The organism is Legionella birminghamensis (genome assembly GCF_900452515.1).
Classification (GTDB): Bacteria; Pseudomonadota; Gammaproteobacteria; order Legionellales; family Legionellaceae; genus Legionella_C; species Legionella_C birminghamensis.
On the sequence record NZ_UGNW01000001.1, the window covers coordinates 3,480,186 to 3,497,272 of the forward strand.

The following is a 17,087-nucleotide window of genomic DNA, read 5'->3' on the forward strand; positions in this document are numbered from 1 at the left end:
TCGATTGATGCAAAACAAGTATTAATCTTAAGAATGGACTTATTACAGTCTATACCAAACAATCAGGTGGGAAAACAAAGCAATTAGATTTATGCATTATTTAATCCATTTGAAATCCTAAAAATGAAGCATCCAAAACAAAATGATACTATAATAAGGTATAAATAAATCTGTTAAAAAGTTACTATGCCTAAACGTATCCCCCAAAGCTATATGCCTAATAATGGCCAACAGCGATATCTCATTAGTAAACAAACCTTTGATGCGATTCATGAATATCAACAGCAATTGGGCCAGGGTAAGGTAGAGCCCGGCGTCAACGTGCGGGCAGCCCTTAATTACCTTTTAGCGGAGGGTAATGACGAATTCGATCCCAACAAAGCCTTTACTCCCGAAGATTTGGAAAAAATCCGCAAGCTTTCGACTGAAGAATTTGCCCAGATCCTGATGAATTCCAGAAAAAACTGGATCTTTGCAGAGCAAGTCCGTATTGGTGATGGCCAGGCCTGGAATGAGGCGGAGTTTAAAATACTGAGTTGTATTGGTTCTGTTGTTGAAAATGCTACTGTCTATGATAATGGCCGGCACAGTAACCCCCAAATCCAGGGGGATGGCAGATATGCGGACAACCCGCATAAAGTCCACTTACTCTGTATACCGGGCGCTGTTCTCGCCAATCCGATTGATGCCGATAGGATTGTCGATACCCAGCCGGATGGCTCCAAAGCCATTAACCAGGAAAAGTACAACGATGTGTATGTGGATCGTTTGGAAATGATGTTCATGCAAGCTAATGAATTGGGAAAACAAGAGGGGCGTAAAACCTTGGTTACTGTGCCAGGTATCGGTAATGGGGTTTTTGCTGGTGCATTCAAGGGTAAAACGATGCCTAACCTGGAAAAAGCCATCGCAACAATCCTGGAAGCACACCCGGAATGGGAACATATAGGCTGTGTTTGGCTGGATGGCTGGCAAAGCCCCCATATTAATGATCAGCGCATTGGAAATACCTTGCTACGTGCACGTAACTCCGGTGGGAACAATGGTGATCACCATTTACACAGCGGACAACCATACTCTGAATTGGGACAATTATCTAAAGCTGAAGAGTTTGCAGAATCAGCCGAAGAGCTGGAAGAGTTTAAAAATTACGGACGCTGTAAAGTCTTTGCCTGGGATCCTTTTTCATTTGAGGGCAACGACTGGGTCGCCGGGAGCAGGCAAACCGATGAAGGCTGTATCGCAGCCACCAATGCGCATGAGATAATTTCAGGCATCGAAGGGGAATATAAACCTGTCCCTGGCAGAGAGCGGGAACGGGCATTCCAGCCTAAAGGGTTTCCAACATGGAATGATGCATTTAACGAAGTCAACCTTAAACAATCCATTGCTGATCGCATGGTCGTATATAAAGATAACGCGCTGGTCAACAGCAAAGAGGTGTCAACAACGCAACAGGATCTGCATCTCAAGATATCTGAAATAAAGAAGGGCGGCTCTTTCATCCGCGATAACTACCCCAAGGAGCAATGGCCTGCCATTGCCAAATATATCGTAGACTATAAAGCGGCGATAATTGAAAATCTACCCCAACGTATAAGCGTCAGGTTCTCCAAAGAGCTTGAAGCCATGGTAAAGGAAGCAACCATCCTTGATAAAAAGACTTTAATGAGTATTAGTCATGGTTATAACCATGGCGACAATAATAGAACCCGTTATCATTGGCGGGCTGCTTCCGCAAATGGATTGAGAAATGACTTGGCGGAGCTCCGCGGCGATGCTTTGAAACGGAAAATAGTGGAAGAATACCGTGAAAAAATCGCATCCTGTACAACTAAGGAAGAACTCGACGAGGTACGCCGGGATTATGAATCATCAAATGACAAAACAATTATTGAATCAGCGCAAGGGCTTTGGACTAAAACATTTGGTCGGGAAACCAGTTCCCAAAAAGCAATGAGCGAGATGTTCCAGGAAGCAGAAAAAAGGGTAAATGATTTTGAAGCGGGCTATAAGTCCGGCATGGAAGCGAGTTAAACGGCTCTTGCTATATCATTCCTCTGATGCCTGGTATGATAGTGTTTTGATTATCTAGATAGTAATTATGCAGCTGGTTATTGATTTTGATGGAACCATTGCCAATTCTGCCCCATTGCTCCTGAAAAAGCTTAAGGACGCCCTGCCCTATCCGATAGAGCTTGAGACATTGCGAAGCATGAGCTTTAGGGAAATACTGGACACTATGCATATCGGCAGGCTGCATTTTCTTTATTTAATCTATTCCATCCGCAAAGAATTCCAGCGAAATATTCATGACATCGGTCTGGTGGAACACATGGAAGAAGCGCTGAAGAAGCTTAACAGCCAAGGTCACCAACTACATATTGTATCGTCCAATTCTGCGAGGAATATCCGCCAATTCCTCAAGCATCACCATATCAGCCATTACTTTGAATCGGTTTCGAGTCTCTACACGGTTTTTAACAAAGCGACAGGTTTAAAGGGACTTATAAGAACTAAAAAAATGCAACCCTCTGAAGTCATTTATATCGGTGATGAAACACGGGACATTGAAGCAGCAGCCGCAGCCGGCATTAAAAGCTGTGCGGTATCCTGGGGTTTGAATAATGCTGAAGCACTGATGCGTTATAAACCAGACTTTGTGCTAAATCATCCGGGGGAGTTATCTTTGCTCTTTGCCGAAAAGAAATAATCCAGTCTCGCTCGGCTTGCAATTTTATCTTCCAATATACTTTTTTCTCGATTATAGTGCTGCAATAGTGTGCCATTTATATAGTCAGGGAGAAGGAATTAAATGACTGCTTTCAGAAGGACCGCGCTTAGCGCATTTGTTATTGGCTTATGTAATTCACCCCTTGTTGTTGCCGGGAGTATGGGCCCGATAAAAGATTGTAGCGGATACCATCTTTTTGCCGGCATAGACGCCCTCTATCTTGAACCGCGAAATGACGATTTGGACTATGTAACCGTTTATTCCAGCGGCTACACCAAAACCCACAATGTCAATCTGGATTACGATTGGGGATTCCGGCTTTACGGCGGTGTAAAATTGCTCAATAACAATGATATAACCATCGCATGGCAAAGGCTTCACACCAACGATTTGGATAATATCGGCAGCGATGGCAACCAACCTGTCGAACCTCGCTGGTTAACATTCTTCCCCTGGGAATACATTCGCGGTAAAAGCAGTTTTGATTATGATGAAGTCTCTGGCGTGTTTGCACATACTAAAGATTTTGCAAACGGCTGGCTTGTTCGTTACGGTGCCGGTGCTGAATATGCAGAGATAGACTCCCGATTATCGGTAAAGGGGAGGACTACTGATTTTGTAGAGCGCGGCTATAGTAATGTCAGCGATTTTCATGGCTTCGGCCCACGCGTGGAAGCGGATATTTTCTATAATCTCTATCAGGATATCAGTGTATTTGCGAGCGCAAATTCGGCTCTTTTAATCGGAGAACGAACTTTTGCTTTACATGCATTAGATCTTGATGGTACCTCCCGAGATTTTGCTGACCGAAGTGTAGTAGTGCCTAAATTCGGCTTGAGAGTGGGTCTGGATTATAAAAAATCGTTTGATTTAACTGGCAGCACATCATTAATCGATTTACAGCTGGGCTGGCAAGCAGAAACCTATATTGATCCCATTGAACGCCCCTCTACCGGGCTTATTGGAGGTGAGGGCTCTGTAGGTGTTGTTTTACCCAGAACGTCCAACTTTAGCAATCAGGGATTATTCTTCGGTGTTAAATTAACAAGCGATTGCCTCTAGTGGATAATTGTATTTAATGAAACTATCCCCCTCAAAAATGCGCAGTGCAATTCCAGGTATCGCCTGGCCGCCTGCGCCGCATCCCATGGCTGCCCAGCTCTATTATCAGCTGGATCATTTCCTTTATACAGAGAGATTGCCTGCTGCTGAGATTCAAAAACATCAGTTTTCCCAGCTATTAGTATTCATGCAATTCGCGCGTCAATATGTCCCTTATTATCAGAAACGATGGGCCCATTTACCCCTGTTTAAGGAATGGCAACAACTGGCTGAATACTGGCCTCAATTAGCTTTGTTAACCAGGGAAGATATACAAAATGCCGGCGAATCAATTTTTGCCGTGAAGCTTCCTTCAGGGCATGAGCCCGCCGAATTATTATCTACCAGCGGTTCAACCGGCCGGCCGGTTACTGTAAAAGGAAATATGGCGACGCAATTTTTCTGGAACGCTATCTCCCTTCGCAATCATTTATGGCATGGGGATGAATTTGCAAATTCATTTGCCAGTATCCGCTACACTGAAAAAAAGGAAGCGCTGCCGCCATTGGGTACTCGCTATGAAAACTGGAGCCCTGCAACCTATGCCATTGTGGAAACAGGCCCTTGCTTCCATCTGAATTTATGCACTCCTGAGGAAGAGGCTGAATGGCTGCTCAAAGTGAACCCGCATTATTTGAATTGCAATCCATCCACCTTAAGGGAAATAACGCTTCATTTTGCCAGGCACGGCATAAAGCCATCTCGCCTGCAAAAGGTCCACACCCATAGTGAAATCGTCGAGCCTGAATTACGGTCCCTGGTCCATGAAGTTTTGGGGATCCCCCTGATCGATAATTACTCCTCTAAGGAATGCGGCTATATTGCCCTCCAATGTCCAGAGAGTGGACATTATCATGTTCAGTCTGAAAATGTTCTGGTTGAAATTCTGAATGAAAAAAACCAGCCCTGCCAGGTTGACGAGCCCGGACGTGTGGTGGTAACTACGCTTCATAATTTCTCATCGCCTTTGATCCGTTATGATATCGGCGATTATGCAATTCCTGGCAGCCCTTGCCGCTGCGGGCGTCAACTACCGGTATTGAAAACTGTTTTGGGCAGAAAACGAAATATGCTTCTGATGCCAGACGGCCGCAAGCTGTGGCCAAGCTTTGCAGGTAATGGACTTCGGCTCATGGATCTTTTTAGCGGTTCGCAATTTCAGTTGATACAAATGACTCTGACTGAAATCCAGGTGAATCTGACTCATAGCCCTTACACCTCATCAGAGGAAGAGCAACTTCGCGAAAAACTTAAAACTATTTTCAAGTATCCCTTCCATTTCCGTTTCAAATACATGGAAAACATTCCGCGAAGCCCGGGTGGAAAATTTGAAGACTTTATTTCTCTGGTGACACCCGAATAACTCAGGATTTCTTTTTCCCGCTAGCCCATACAGTCAGTAACAGCTCTAAAGCAATGGCTGCTAAATTTACCGGATGTAATTTACCCCGATTAATGCCTTTAGGCTTAATCACCTTATTTAGAAATAAGCGCAGCAGATGCAATCTGAAATACTGGATTAATAACTTATAAATCATCGGATTTCCTCAATGCTTGATAAAAATAATTATAGTCTATAATAATTAAGTACAAATTGATTCACTAGTTATCAAGGAAGATAAAGAAAGAAATACAGTCGTGCAGAAATAGAAAGATACGCTTCCATTTCTGTAATGCAGTTTGTAGTCATGGCGGTAAACCCAAGCCTTACCTGATTAATCAGGATTTAACCAAATAATTGGAGGTGGAACATGCCTAACAAACAATTTTCAGAACGATTGAATCGAGAGCTGGATGCTATTGGAGTTCCCTGTATATACAAAGAACGAGTCAAAGCAGTAGCAAAGATTTTTAAATTGCCCTCATTCACCGCTCAGGAACTACTTAACGGCAGCGTATTCGATACTCGTTTAGTCAATATCGTAGCTGACGAGCTGGAAGTTAACCCTCACTGGCTGTTGGGTAAAAGCCCGGTGAAGTCAAAAGTACATTAAAGTGAGATCATTATGACCGATGACGTCTTTATCTGTGCCCCTGTGCGCACTGCAATAGGTACATTTAATGGCAGCTTGAAAAATACACCCGCTCCTGATTTGGGAGCGGTGGTTATTCGAGAAAGCCTGCGGCGTGCTGCTCTGGACTCCCAAACAATTGAAACAGTCGTTATGGGGCAAGTGGTACAAGCAGGGGCCGGCATGAATCCTGCACGTCAGGCCAGCATTAAAGGCGGTTTGCCAGTGCAGGTTCCGGCACTTACGGTGAATCGGGTCTGTGGTTCGGGGGCGCAAGCAGTCGTCTCCGCCTATCTTGAGGTAGTCAGCGGCAATATTGACTGCGCTATTGCGGGCGGAATGGAAAATATGGATCTCTGCCCCTATCTTTTACCTTCAGCCCGCTGGGGTTATCGTCTGGGGGACGGAAAAATGCGTGACAGTTTATTGCTAGACGGTCTGCATGATATTTTTTCCGGCCAGCATTCAGGCTGGCATACTGAAGATTTAGCCAGTGAATACCACATTAGCCGAGAAGAGCAGGATGCCTGGGCTGCGCGCTCCCATCAACGTTTTTCCAAAGCGCAGCAAGCAGGAGAATTTGCACAGGAAATTGCTGCAGTGGAAATTGGTTCGCGCAAGGGAATTGAGCTGTTTCAAAAAGATGAACATAACCGGGCCGATACCACCGCCGAAATCCTCGCTAAACTAAAGCCTGCATTCCGCCCGCAAGGTACTATCACGGCCGGCAATGCACCCGGGTTAAATTCAGGGGCGGCCGCCATGATTGTCGCCAGCGCCCAATGCGTTAAGCGTTATCAGCTGGATCCCATGGCGAGGATTGTATCCTACGGTATTTCCGCCGTAGAACCAGGGATGTTTGGTCTTGGTCCCGTGCCGGCAGTAAAGCAAGCGCTTGAAAGAGCACAGTGGAAGCTGGCTGATGTGGAACGCCTGGAAATCAACGAAGCCTTTGCCGCGATAACGCTGGCGGTCATGCGCGAGCTTCATCTTGATGAATCCATTGTCAACGTGGATGGCGGCGCTATCGCCCACGGCCATCCAATCGGTGCTTCAGGAGCGATACTGACTACCCGCTTGCTTTATTCCATGGCCCGGGATCATTTGAAAAGAGGTATCGTTACCTTGTGCATTGGCGGCGGCCAGGGAATTGCATTAGCCCTCGAGAGGTAGGGGGATACTCCACTCCATCCCAGCGGAGCAGTCTCCTCGAATGCTCGCGCTCCAGTTCATCCGAATCCCCGCGGTCGTTGCCGCGGGGATTCGTTTTACTCGCTCCGTAAAGACATAATCGGCTCCAGCTTCGCAGCACGCCTTGCTGGATAAAAGCCAAAAAAGATACCCGTGGCTACAGAAACGGCAAAGCCCGCCAAAGGGGGCAGGCTATGGAGAATGAAGGTCCATTCACTGAAATAAGCGACAATTCTTGTGAATATAAGACCTAACAATACACCAAGGCCGCCGCCCAGAAACGAAAGCAGCACCGATTCAACCAGAAATAAATTCTGTATTTCGCTGTTCCTGGCACCGACTGCTTTACGAATTCCAATCTCTTTTTTACGTTCACTGACTGAAACCAGCATCACATTCATCACACCAATACCGCCCACCAACAAAGATATCCCGCCAATAACGCCTAAGAGCAAGGTGAAAATCTGCCCCTGGCTTTCCATACTGGCAATAATTTGCTTGGCACTTCGGGTAAACAAACTGAGCCGCGGCGCCTCTAACTCCACCTGTTGTTTGATCTGGCCAATTGCTAAATCGATATCAGTGTCAGGCTTTAAAAGCATGACGGCATTATTCACCTTGCTGTCTTTACTGATCAAAGCAATGCCGGCCACCGGTACAATCACGGAATGGTTGACGTCTTCATTGAAAAAGCCGTTTTCCTGCCAGCGATCCACCACCCCGATAATGGTATAAAGCGAATTGCCAATGCGAATTTGTTTTCCTATGGGATCATCCAGCGTTATCTCGCGGATTTGGCGGGCCAAATCATCTCCAATAACGCAGAAATGTTCAAAAGAATTCAGAAACGAAACAAAATGGCCGCGCGCCACTTGAATATGAATAATATCAGCCAGACTGTCATCTGCACCAATAATAGCACTCTGTAAAACCTGGCCCTTAAAGCTCACCGGCTGATAAGCGGTGGCATAGGGGGCTATTTTTAAAATGGAGGGAACTTTCGCGGGTAAACTGCGCCAGAATTGCAAAGCTAACTCAGACTGCACACTGGACTGGCCCCGCTCTTTCTGGAACACGGTGGTGGCCAAGAGATCAGTACCCAAAGCCTTAAATTGTTCCAGCGCTTTTTCTGTCGCCAATTGCCCACAACTGATCAAGGCAACAATGGCTGCCGTTCCTACCAGCACGCCCAACACTGCAAGAAAGGAGCGCAGCTTGGAAGCGGTCAGATTAACCAGGGCTTGCTGAAAATGATTAAACCAGTTCATGGAGATTTCCAATTTGTATCAGCGCGCCAACCAGCTTGTACCCCCGCGGCTTCGACCCATAGCTATCTACACAAATGTTTTTCCCGCTCCGAATCCCCGCGGCTGCGACCGCGGGGCCCATGTCTGGTGGCCGAACCTGCACTTTAAGTTTGCAATGTTGCCAAAAATTAGAGGGGGAAAAGGTACAAGACTGAAACCCTGAATAGGCATCGTTTGGGTTCCGCGGTCGCAGCCGCGGGGATTCGATAGCTAATGCATTTGTGTAGATAGCTTTGAGCTCCGACCGCGGGGTCCACCACTGAATTATGTAATAGTTACAATTCTTCTTCGCGCCAAAGGGCATGGGCCCCGCGGTCGAAGCCGCGGGGATACGTGGATGCGCTGCGGGGAGACTGTTTTGAAAATTCACCCTACAATCTCCCCATCACAAAGCACGATTCGCCGCTGGCACTGGGCCGCAATTTGCTCATCATGGGTAACCATGATAATGGTGCGGCCTTCAGCATGCAGCGCCAGAAACAGATTCATTACCTCAGTCCCTGTCCTGGAGTCCAGCGCACCGGTGGGTTCATCCGCCAGAATGACCTCGGGTTCAGTCACTAAGGCGCGGGCGATTGCCACACGCTGCTGCTGCCCGCCTGATAATTGGGTAGGCTTATGCTGGGCGAATTTTTCCATTCCCACCCGTGACAGGGCAGACATCACCAGATTTTCTGATGCCTCTGAGCCAATGGAGCGATAAGTTAAGGGTAAAGCGACATTCTGGCGTGCAGTGAACCGGGGTAATAAATTGAACTGCTGAAAAACAAAGCCAATGTTACGATTGCGGTGGCTGGCGAGTTCATCTTCTGATAAATCAGCGACCGGCTGCTGATTGAGATAATAATCCCCCTTATCGGCCTTATCCAGCAAGCCTATGATATTCATCAGGGTGGACTTCCCGGAGCCGGAGGCACCAACAATGGCAAGTAATTCGCCGCGTTTAACGGTCAGGGAAACCTGTTTGAGAACCTGACTGCTCACTCCCCCAATGGTATAACGCTTGCATAAGTTTTGGATGCGAATCAGAGCGGAATTAGTCATAAACGATTACGTCCCCCTCCTTCAAGCCAGCGACAACGCTTACTTTATCCACTTGAGAAGCACCTGTTGCAATGGGCTGTCTACTGATTGTGCCGTCCGCCTGACGCAGATTGACCATGCTGCGGCCATTATCCTGGGAAACGGCGGCAATGGGAATGAGTAGATGCCTCTCTTCTTCTGTGGAGAGCTCAATAGAAGCACTCATCCCTACTTTAATCAGCGCCTGCTGTGCCTTGCTTAAATGCTTTACTTCAACAATAGCGCTGAATGAGGGCAGGGCACCGCCATTCGCCGTGGCCTGGGCGTTGACCGCCACCAGCTCCCCGCTCAATGCTTCCTGCCCCAGAGCGACACCAGATACAGTGGCTTTCATTCCAGGGTGTATTTTATCAATGTCCACCTCGGGCACATCAATTTCCACACTGATGCCGCTCATATCGCCAATCAAAGCAATGGCCTGCCCTGATTTGACCGCAGAGCCGACTGTCAAGCGCCCGGTCTTGTCATCGCCGCTTTTCGGAGGATAAAGCAGGATACCGGTTTCCGGCGCCTTAAGCTGGATTAGATTGTGATTAGTGTTTAAGGCTTGTCTGACTTTATCAAACTCCGACAGACTTAAGCTGGATAAATCCGCACCCTCATCCATTTTTTCCAGTATCTCGCTTAATTTACGAGTCGCCTGCATCAAAGTGATGCGCGCTGTATCAAGGCTTGATTTTTCACTAAGATAATTATTTTTTGATAATAAGCCGGCATCCCAGAGCTCCTGCGTGCCGCTAAACTTCGCCTTGGCAATGTTATAGCTATCCTTGGCTTTCAGATAGTCAGTCAAAATTTCATTGTATTGCTTTTGTAATTCATTGGAATTAAGCACCACAACCACATCACCCTTATGAACTAATTGACCGTAGTGAAAATTCATTGTTTCAATGATTGCATCCATTGAACTGCTCAGGGTGTTTTCTTTCAAGGGCTGGATAATTCCGGTAAAAGCCAATGTTTTTTTCATGGGTTCCGGTTTCACCACATAGCTTTGCCCACCGTGGCTTGCAGGGGAGTCGTCACCGCAGCCGCTCAATAAGGCCAGAAAAAATAAATACGTTATAAATTTAAAAAGTCTCATTCGCCAAACCTGAGTTTAATATTCCATTCCGTTAATGTGGTGCCCAATAAACGCTGAAGGGTAGACAGTTGATTCAAATAGGCGATTTTAGCACTAATCAGACCCGACTGGGCCAAAATGAGCTGGTTCTGGGTGTTGCTGACATCCAGTGCGCTGGCAATACCCGCCTGCAGTTTCTTTTTCTCCAGCGCATAGGATTGCGCCGCCAGCTTCACCTGCTTTTCAGCCAGCTTGTAGCGTTTCGCCAGACTTTGAATAGTCGTAATGGTATTGGTAATGGTCGTAATTAAAGCGCGGCGGCTGGCCGTCAGGTTCAGCCGGTCTTTTTCCAGCTTTACCTTGGCATTAATAAGCTGGCTTCGACGGCTGATATCATTTAAGGGTACTGTCAAAGTCAGCCTGGCAGACTCATTTACATTGCGGCCATTATAAATACCGCGAAAACCATTATTGCCATCCACGTCAGTCACCATTCCAGATTGCACATTGGCACCGACATCCAGCTGCCATAACTGCTGATTTTGCGCCACTTTGTAAGCCCGTTCATCCGCCCTTAATTGCATTTGCTGGGCAATATAATTGCTGTTATTTTCCAAAGCCAGGCGGATGGATTCCTGTAAATCAGGCACTATAATTTTATCCACCTTGATATCATTGGGAACGGCGAGACGCATGGCCGGATCCAGGCCAATGGCCTGCAGCAAGTCCTGGCTAGCATTTTCAAACTCATTAATGGCCTGTTCCACCATTAAATTCAACGACTCAATCTGGTAAGACTGCTGAATATTAGCGGTCGGTTCCAGCTGCCCTGCCTTAATCTTTTTCTCATTCATTTCAAAGGTTTTTCGCGCTTCTTCCAGTTGATAACGCTGATTTTCAAGATTATTGCCACTGACTATTAGACTGCGATAGGCGGTAATGACCTGGGTAACCTGCTCGATAACCGATTGGCGCAGATTAATTTTATTGAGTTGCTCTGAGTCAATAGCATCCAGTAAGCCCGCCTCATTTACTGCCTTGCCGAATCCTTGCAGCAGCGGTTGGGTGACCGAAAAATTCAGCACCGGGCTGTAACTGTTATAATTGGAAACATTATTATCGAGATTCAATGATAATTGCGTACCCAGTTTAGTTTTCAGATCCAGTTCTGGTGTCGCCATAAAATTCTTATTAACCGCAGACCCCACGCTCTCATAGCGGCTTTTTTCAATCGAAGCGGTGCCGGCAAGTGCATATTGTAATTCAAATTCATTATGGGCCAGGCGGAGTTGATAGCGTTGAATGATACGATCCAGTTCGGCGCTCTGGATATTGGGGTTATAGCGCAGGGCAAGCAAAATGGCCTCCCTTAGTCCAAGATGCTGTACTTTCTTGTTTTTGGCATCGGGGGAAAGCGGCAATTCAATCCAGTGATCAAGCATATATTCCGGATTATGGATTGCCTGTTCAAGCCGGGCTTCAGCCTCGCTCACCTCAAGCGCTTCCTTGCCCGGATCAGCTGTCCAGCGATACAGGGAAACCGCTTCAGCAGGGCTTTGAGGTTGGCTTGCCTGGGCGCTGCAGCTATTCCATGGCAGAAAGGCCAGCAATAACATCGCAGATAATACTTGCCAAACCTTCAACATTCATCCTCTCAGCCTGATTCATGTTTAAAATTAAACCACATTTTGGCCTGATTTACTAGCTCGGCTTCTTTAATAATTACCGACAGAAGACACTACCCAGACCAATGAAACTGGGTTATTCTCCACATTCTTTTACAACTACACAAGAATAGCCATGAAAGGACTCTATCAATTAATTATTGCAGCGGGTTTGCAAACTGTCAGCATGATCGGCATTGCAGGCGAAATGGGCGAAGCATCTACTGCTGGTATGGTATTCATTCCCGCGCTTAAGCCAGGCTTTGAACTATCCGTCAGTGCCCTTTTTCTAAAACCAGAAGCGGATAATCTGGGCTGGTCAGCTAATACCACTGTATTTCCCATCCCAAATCCTCAATGGCAGATTAATGCCATTGAACCTGATTTTGATACGGGCTTTCATTTAGGTGCACGCTATGTTTTCCCTAACTCAGGGACTGATATTCAGGCCAACTGGTTTTACCTGGATACCAGGGATCATGACAGCGTTGTTGTTAATCCGCTGACTCAATGGGTTTCGCCTTTTTCTCAAACCGGAACACCTCCTTCTGGAGGAGAAATTACTGGCGTTGCCTTTTTAAGCAGTGCGGAGGCGAACCTGGATTTTAACTATAATGCCATCAATCTCGACATTGGAAAATTTGTCAATTTCGGCCCTGATTTGCAGACACGTTTTTTTACCGGAATAAGCGGCGCATGGATAAAAGAGGAACTGGTTTCTACTTTTAATGGCGCTCCCACGGTTGTATTTTCTCTAAAGAACAAATCCACTTATCAAGGCGCAGGACCAAGGTTAGGCTTATTCAATGATTACAGCATTTATCAAGGGCTGCACCTGGTAGGGCAAGTGGCCGGCTCTGTGTTGTTTGGCCGCCTGAAACCCGGTGAATATCAATTTCTTGGCAGTTCGTCTGATTTGGCATTGGTGGGTATTGCTTTAAATCAGGAAAAACTGGCCAACTCCAGTGTTGATCAGATAGTTCCTGCGGTCGATGCAAAACTGGGATTAAGCTATAGCCATTTATTGCATGAGCACGTACTCACTTTCGAAGCGGGTTATATGGGTACAGTGTATGTTCACCCCTTAGCTGCTTATGAAACCAACACCAATGTGATTGCCCTGGACACCGGCTCTTTATCCACCTCCAGTGTGAAACATGTACAAAGCAATTTTTCTGTCGCAGGACCTTATGTGACATTGAAGCTGAGAGGCTGACAGCTGTATCACTAATCGAATCCCGGCGGGATTCGATTAGCTTTCACAAAAGCGTTTCGCCATTGGCATGCTCAACAAACAAGCGCTTTAATGGGGTCACCTGATTACAAAATCGCATTCCGACTCCGCGCAGAAACCGCAGTGGCGGCAGCGGGTTGGCAAAGCCGCTTTTTAAAGCCTGCATCAGTAAAATGGTCTGCCATACACTGGCTTTGCGGGCACGCTGATATTCCGCCATCATTTTCCTTGTAACTATTTTTTTGCCGCTTCGATCAAGAATTGCAAGCCAGGCAGCAACATCTTCTAAGCCCACATTTAAACCCAAACCCGCCAATGGATGGATGGTATGGGCGGCATCGCCCATTAATAACCAATGCGGACCCGAATATTGTTTAACATGGCGCATTCTTAACGGAAACTGAAAGCGTTTGCTGATAAGCTCCACCTGTCCCAATTTTTTTTGAAATGCCAAGCTAAGCTGCTGATTGAAATCAGGCTCTGCCATTCCCAGTAATTGCTGCGCACGCGCCGGCGTTGTAGACCAGACAATCGAACATTGATGAGAATCCTTTAATGGCAGGAAAGCCAGGGGGCCGTCGCTATTAAAAATCTGATAAGCGGTTTGCTGGTGCGGCAATGCAGTCTGTACAGTGGCAACCAGCGCATGCTGATGATAAGGCCAGGAATCCAGGTCAACATGAAGCAGCTTACGGCTTGGCGATTCTGCACCATCCGCAGCAATTAACAGTTGGCTTTCCCAACAGCCTGTCTTGCTTTTAACAGTAATTTTATCCGCACAAGGGGCAATATCCCTAATTTCGGTTAAGGCAAAGCAGCGAACATTATCCAGTTGCTGAAGGGCCTTCAACAAAGCGTTTTTTATTACCGATTCTTCAATAATCGTCCCCAGCTTTTCAGCGGCGATCAGCCGTGAATCGAAATCAATGGCTGCCCCATTGGCTTCCCAGACATGCATCGCCTGGTAGGGAGAATGGCGCGATTGCCGGATAGCATCCCATATCCCAAGCGTTTTAAATAAATGCTCCGATGCCTGATTCACTGCATAGACCCTTAGATCCGGCTCCTCTGAGATTGCCATTTCCCTGGCGTCCAGCAAAGCAACACTATACTGGCGTTTTGCCATGGCCAGAGCCGCAGTCAGCCCAACCACACCCCCGCCCGCGACCAGCACATCAACCGGTTCAATCATGTTTTTCTCTCTGCTCTAAAGGGATGCCACAGGCCAGGTCAGGTACATGACCTGAAAAACCGCGAGCATGATAGGTTAATAATTTCTGCAGCATTGGAGAATTATCCATTGCCATTAAGCCCAGGCGGCGAGCCAGCCCCACCCCCGGCAAGGGGCTGGTGAACAGTTCTACCAGACCATCGGTGAAATAGCTTATGGCGGTCTGATCATAACGGCGCATGGATTGATAATGCGACAACATAGGAGGATTTAGCCCTTTCTCAATAATCAACTGTGCCAGAGTCGCTACATCTCTCAGCCCGAGATTGAACCCTTGCCCCGCCACAGGGTGCAAAGTATGTGCGGCGTTACCGACAAACACCACCGGCCATTGTATTTGCATGGGCATAATGGCCTGCTGCAGAGGAAATAAATGGCGTTTGCCCGCTTTCAGAAAACGGCCTAGCTTGTAACCAAAAACAGTTTGCACACGGCTTAGAAAAGCGCGGTCATCCAGAGCCATCAGCTCCTGTCCCGCCGCTGGCGGCATCGCCCAAATCAGAGAAGAACGCTGCCCGCTCATCGGCAGGATCGCCATAGGTCCCATTGAGGTAAACCGTTCATAGGCAGAGTTGGCATGTGATCTGGACAAACCAATGTTGGCAGCAAGCGCCACCTGATGATAGTCCTTCACCTCAGCCGGTAAATTCAGCAGCTTCCTAACCATAGAATTTAGCCCATCAGCGGCCACCAGCAGTCTGGTTTTAATCTGCCGCGTCTGCTCTCCCTGCTGAACCAGTGCAATATGCTTCTCATTATCCCAATTGATCAGACGGGCAGGTGCGAGAATGGAATCTTTATCAAGCAGCGAATGCAGAGCCTGATTGATATGCTGCATTTCAAGTACCGCGCCTAGTAACTCTTCATTTTTCCTGTATAGGCGGGTACCGCCAAAATGGGCTTGCTCTGACACATAGATAGCCTCTATAGCAGTCGCATGCGCTTGTAATAAAGGCCAGACATTGAGCATTTGTAAAATTCGTATACTGGCTGGCGATAAGGCCAGAGTGCGCGCATCAAAATCGGGACTTATGCGTTCAGAAAAACACTGCGCCTCAATCAGCAGGCAGCGATAGCCGGTATTGGCTAAAGCCAGTAACAGGGCGGCGCCGGCAAGGCCGCCGCCGACAATAAGAATATCAATGCTTTCTTCAGCTTTGCATGAGGCGTTCAATCTCATCTACCTCAACCGGTAATGCAGCAGTCAGATTTTCATGGCCGGTTGCGGTAACCAGCACATCGTCTTCAATTCTAACGCCAATGTTCCACCATTTTTCATCGACTCCCGGCGTATTGGCGCTAATATAAAGTCCAGGCTCAACAGTCAAGACCATACCCGGTTCGAGCAAACGCCAGTCATTATTTAGTTTATAAGCGCCGCAATCATGAACATCCAGACCCAGCCAATGACCGGAATTATGCATATAGAAGGATTTGTAGGCTTCTTTTTGAATCAGCTCTTCGAGACTACCATGGAGCAATCCCAGTTCAATGAGACCGGCCGTCATGATTTTTACCATCGTCTGCTGGACTTCAACCCAGCGCAAGCCTGGTCGAATACAGGCCACGCCTGCTTTCTGGGCTTTTAATACCAACTCATAAATTGCACGCTGTTCCGGAGAAAATTTTCCGCTCACTGGAAAGGTACGGGTAATGTCAGCAGCATAGTTCTGATATTCGCCCCCGGCATCGATCAAAACCAGATCAGCTTGCTTCAAGGGCTGGTTATTGTCGGTGTAATGCAGAATACAGGCATTTTCCCCGCCGCCAACAATGGGGTCGTAGGCAACGCTGCGGCAACCCTGACGAAAGAACTCATGGATTAACTCTGCTTCCAGTTCATATTCGTAAGCTAATTGCCGGCATTTTTGCATGGCTTTTTTATGGGCAGCCACTGAAATATCAGCCGCCTTGCGCATTAGATTAATTTCCGCCTCGCTCTTGAACAAGCGCAATTCGCTGATATGCGGATCTACATCTACAATTGCCTCCGGTGCCTGCACACCGCGTCTTATCTGCTTTTTAAGGGAATCAATTGCGCCCAGGATGAAGGCATCATAATGCGGGTTGCGCTCCAGGGTATAATAGACGGCATTTTTACCGGCAAGTAACTGGGGTAAGCGCTCGGAGAGTTCGGTAATGGAAAAGGCCTGTTTTACGCCTAAGACTTTGCCTGCATTATCCTGACCCAAACGCCTGCCAGTCCATTGTTCCATCGCTGCATTGCGGGGGCGGTTAAACAACAGGCTATCCCCTTCCTCTCCCGCCATAATGACCAGCAAGGCTTCTGGCTCCTGGAAGCCGGTTAAATAATAGAAATGGCTGTCCTGCCTGAAGCGGTAGTGAGCATCTCCGTTTCGCAGTACTTCGTCAGCGGCCGGTATAATTGCCAGGCTATTGGCAGGTAATGCTTGCGCAAGGCGGCAACGCCTCTGGTGATACTCATGCTGGCTTATCATGCTTTTAT

The 17,087-nt window shown here is 47.3% G+C and carries 15 protein-coding genes; 7 read left to right on the forward strand and 8 right to left on the reverse strand.

Features of this window, described 5'->3' with window-relative positions; genetic code table 11:
* The first annotated feature begins 186 nt into the window (after positions 1–186).
* From DYH42_RS14875 to DYH42_RS14890, 4 genes are all read left to right on the forward strand, one after another.
* The gene (locus tag DYH42_RS14875; RefSeq protein WP_058524399.1) at positions 187–2,037 is read left to right on the forward strand and encodes a hypothetical protein; all 1,851 of its coding nucleotides are present in this window, start codon (positions 187–189) and stop codon (positions 2,035–2,037) included.
* A gap of 67 nt (positions 2,038–2,104) precedes the next feature.
* Positions 2,105–2,713, forward strand: a complete 609-nt coding sequence (locus DYH42_RS14880; RefSeq protein ID WP_058524398.1) for an HAD family hydrolase — start codon at positions 2,105–2,107, stop codon at positions 2,711–2,713.
* Between the two features lie 102 nt (positions 2,714–2,815).
* On the forward strand, positions 2,816–3,796 hold the full coding sequence (locus DYH42_RS14885; protein WP_058524397.1) for an Lpg1974 family pore-forming outer membrane protein: 981 nt from the start codon (positions 2,816–2,818) through the stop codon (positions 3,794–3,796).
* A gap of 16 nt (positions 3,797–3,812) precedes the next feature.
* Positions 3,813–5,198, forward strand: coding sequence for a phenylacetate--CoA ligase family protein (locus DYH42_RS14890; protein WP_058524396.1), 1,386 nt, complete (start codon positions 3,813–3,815; stop codon positions 5,196–5,198).
* A gap of 1 nt (position 5,199) precedes the next feature.
* On the opposite strand, the gene DYH42_RS16665 is transcribed toward DYH42_RS14890, so the two are convergent.
* Complete coding sequence (locus tag DYH42_RS16665) at positions 5,200–5,373, reverse strand: hypothetical protein (protein ID WP_157062406.1); 174 nt, start codon at positions 5,371–5,373, stop codon at positions 5,200–5,202.
* A 213-nt stretch (positions 5,374–5,586) separates the two neighbouring features.
* Between DYH42_RS16665 and DYH42_RS14895 the strand changes: the two genes are divergently transcribed.
* Together DYH42_RS14895 and DYH42_RS14900 are read left to right on the forward strand one after the other, a co-directional pair.
* Positions 5,587–5,829 (forward strand): hypothetical protein, encoded by a 243-nt coding sequence (locus DYH42_RS14895; RefSeq protein WP_058524395.1) that lies wholly within the window; start codon positions 5,587–5,589, stop codon positions 5,827–5,829.
* Between the two features lie 12 nt (positions 5,830–5,841).
* Entirely contained in the window at positions 5,842–7,020 is a 1,179-nt protein-coding gene (locus tag DYH42_RS14900; RefSeq protein WP_058524394.1) for a thiolase family protein, read from the forward strand.
* A 95-nt stretch (positions 7,021–7,115) separates the two neighbouring features.
* Here DYH42_RS14900 and DYH42_RS14905 read toward each other — a convergent pair whose 3' ends face one another.
* The 4 genes from DYH42_RS14905 to DYH42_RS14925 all read right to left on the reverse strand — a co-directional run bounded on the left by DYH42_RS14905 (position 7,116) and on the right by DYH42_RS14925 (position 12,137).
* A complete protein-coding gene (locus DYH42_RS14905; protein ID WP_058524393.1) occupies positions 7,116–8,306 on the reverse strand; it encodes an ABC transporter permease in 1,191 nt (396 codons plus the stop codon).
* 405 nt (positions 8,307–8,711) lie between these two features.
* Positions 8,712–9,389 carry an ABC transporter ATP-binding protein gene (locus DYH42_RS14915; protein ID WP_083503168.1) on the reverse strand — a complete coding sequence of 226 codons (678 nt, stop codon included), beginning with the start codon at positions 9,387–9,389 and terminating at the stop codon, positions 8,712–8,714.
* Positions 9,382–10,512, reverse strand: a complete 1,131-nt coding sequence (locus tag DYH42_RS14920) for an efflux RND transporter periplasmic adaptor subunit (RefSeq protein WP_058524391.1) — start codon at positions 10,510–10,512, stop codon at positions 9,382–9,384. Before DYH42_RS14920 ends, DYH42_RS14915 begins: the two co-directional genes overlap by 8 nt.
* Entirely contained in the window at positions 10,509–12,137 is a 1,629-nt protein-coding gene (locus DYH42_RS14925; protein ID WP_058524390.1) for a TolC family protein, read from the reverse strand. The genes DYH42_RS14920 and DYH42_RS14925 overlap by 4 nt, the downstream gene beginning before the upstream one ends.
* 154 nt (positions 12,138–12,291) lie before the next feature.
* Between DYH42_RS14925 and DYH42_RS14930 the strand changes: the two genes are divergently transcribed.
* The gene (locus DYH42_RS14930) at positions 12,292–13,371 is read left to right on the forward strand and encodes an Lpg1974 family pore-forming outer membrane protein (protein WP_058524389.1); all 1,080 of its coding nucleotides are present in this window, start codon (positions 12,292–12,294) and stop codon (positions 13,369–13,371) included.
* A 43-nt stretch (positions 13,372–13,414) separates the two neighbouring features.
* On the opposite strand, the gene DYH42_RS14935 is transcribed toward DYH42_RS14930, so the two are convergent.
* The 3 genes from DYH42_RS14935 to pepP are packed head-to-tail and all read right to left on the reverse strand — an operon-like array spanning position 13,415 to position 17,079.
* Entirely contained in the window at positions 13,415–14,581 is a 1,167-nt protein-coding gene (locus tag DYH42_RS14935; RefSeq protein WP_058524388.1) for an FAD-dependent monooxygenase, read from the reverse strand.
* A complete protein-coding gene (locus DYH42_RS14940; RefSeq protein WP_058524387.1) occupies positions 14,574–15,800 on the reverse strand; it encodes an FAD-dependent monooxygenase in 1,227 nt (408 codons plus the stop codon). The genes DYH42_RS14935 and DYH42_RS14940 overlap by 8 nt, the downstream gene beginning before the upstream one ends.
* Positions 15,772–17,079 (reverse strand): Xaa-Pro aminopeptidase, encoded by a 1,308-nt coding sequence (gene pepP, locus DYH42_RS14945; protein ID WP_058524386.1) that lies wholly within the window; start codon positions 17,077–17,079, stop codon positions 15,772–15,774. Before pepP ends, DYH42_RS14940 begins: the two co-directional genes overlap by 29 nt.
* Positions 17,080–17,087 lie beyond the last annotated feature (8 nt).

Excerpts from the sequence above, each read along its gene's own strand:
- DYH42_RS14875 (WP_058524399.1), top strand. The coding sequence starts at position 187 with ATGCCTAAACGTATCCCCCAAAGCTATATGCCTAATAATGGCCAACAG.
- DYH42_RS14880 (WP_058524398.1), top strand. The coding sequence starts at position 2,105 with ATGCAGCTGGTTATTGATTTTGATGGAACCATTGCCAATTCTGCCCCA.
- DYH42_RS14885 (WP_058524397.1), top strand. The coding sequence starts at position 2,816 with ATGACTGCTTTCAGAAGGACCGCGCTTAGCGCATTTGTTATTGGCTTA.
- DYH42_RS14890 (WP_058524396.1), top strand. The coding sequence starts at position 3,813 with ATGAAACTATCCCCCTCAAAAATGCGCAGTGCAATTCCAGGTATCGCC.
- DYH42_RS16665 (WP_157062406.1), bottom strand. The coding sequence starts at position 5,373 with ATGATTTATAAGTTATTAATCCAGTATTTCAGATTGCATCTGCTGCGC.
- DYH42_RS14895 (WP_058524395.1), top strand. The coding sequence starts at position 5,587 with ATGCCTAACAAACAATTTTCAGAACGATTGAATCGAGAGCTGGATGCT.
- DYH42_RS14900 (WP_058524394.1), top strand. The coding sequence starts at position 5,842 with ATGACCGATGACGTCTTTATCTGTGCCCCTGTGCGCACTGCAATAGGT.
- DYH42_RS14905 (WP_058524393.1), bottom strand. The coding sequence starts at position 8,306 with ATGAACTGGTTTAATCATTTTCAGCAAGCCCTGGTTAATCTGACCGCT.
- DYH42_RS14915 (WP_083503168.1), bottom strand. The coding sequence starts at position 9,389 with ATGACTAATTCCGCTCTGATTCGCATCCAAAACTTATGCAAGCGTTAT.
- DYH42_RS14920 (WP_058524391.1), bottom strand. The coding sequence starts at position 10,512 with ATGAGACTTTTTAAATTTATAACGTATTTATTTTTTCTGGCCTTATTG.
- DYH42_RS14925 (WP_058524390.1), bottom strand. The coding sequence starts at position 12,137 with ATGTTGAAGGTTTGGCAAGTATTATCTGCGATGTTATTGCTGGCCTTT.
- DYH42_RS14930 (WP_058524389.1), top strand. The coding sequence starts at position 12,292 with ATGAAAGGACTCTATCAATTAATTATTGCAGCGGGTTTGCAAACTGTC.
- DYH42_RS14935 (WP_058524388.1), bottom strand. The coding sequence starts at position 14,581 with ATGATTGAACCGGTTGATGTGCTGGTCGCGGGCGGGGGTGTGGTTGGG.
- DYH42_RS14940 (WP_058524387.1), bottom strand. The coding sequence starts at position 15,800 with ATGAGATTGAACGCCTCATGCAAAGCTGAAGAAAGCATTGATATTCTT.
- pepP (WP_058524386.1), bottom strand. The coding sequence starts at position 17,079 with ATGATAAGCCAGCATGAGTATCACCAGAGGCGTTGCCGCCTTGCGCAA.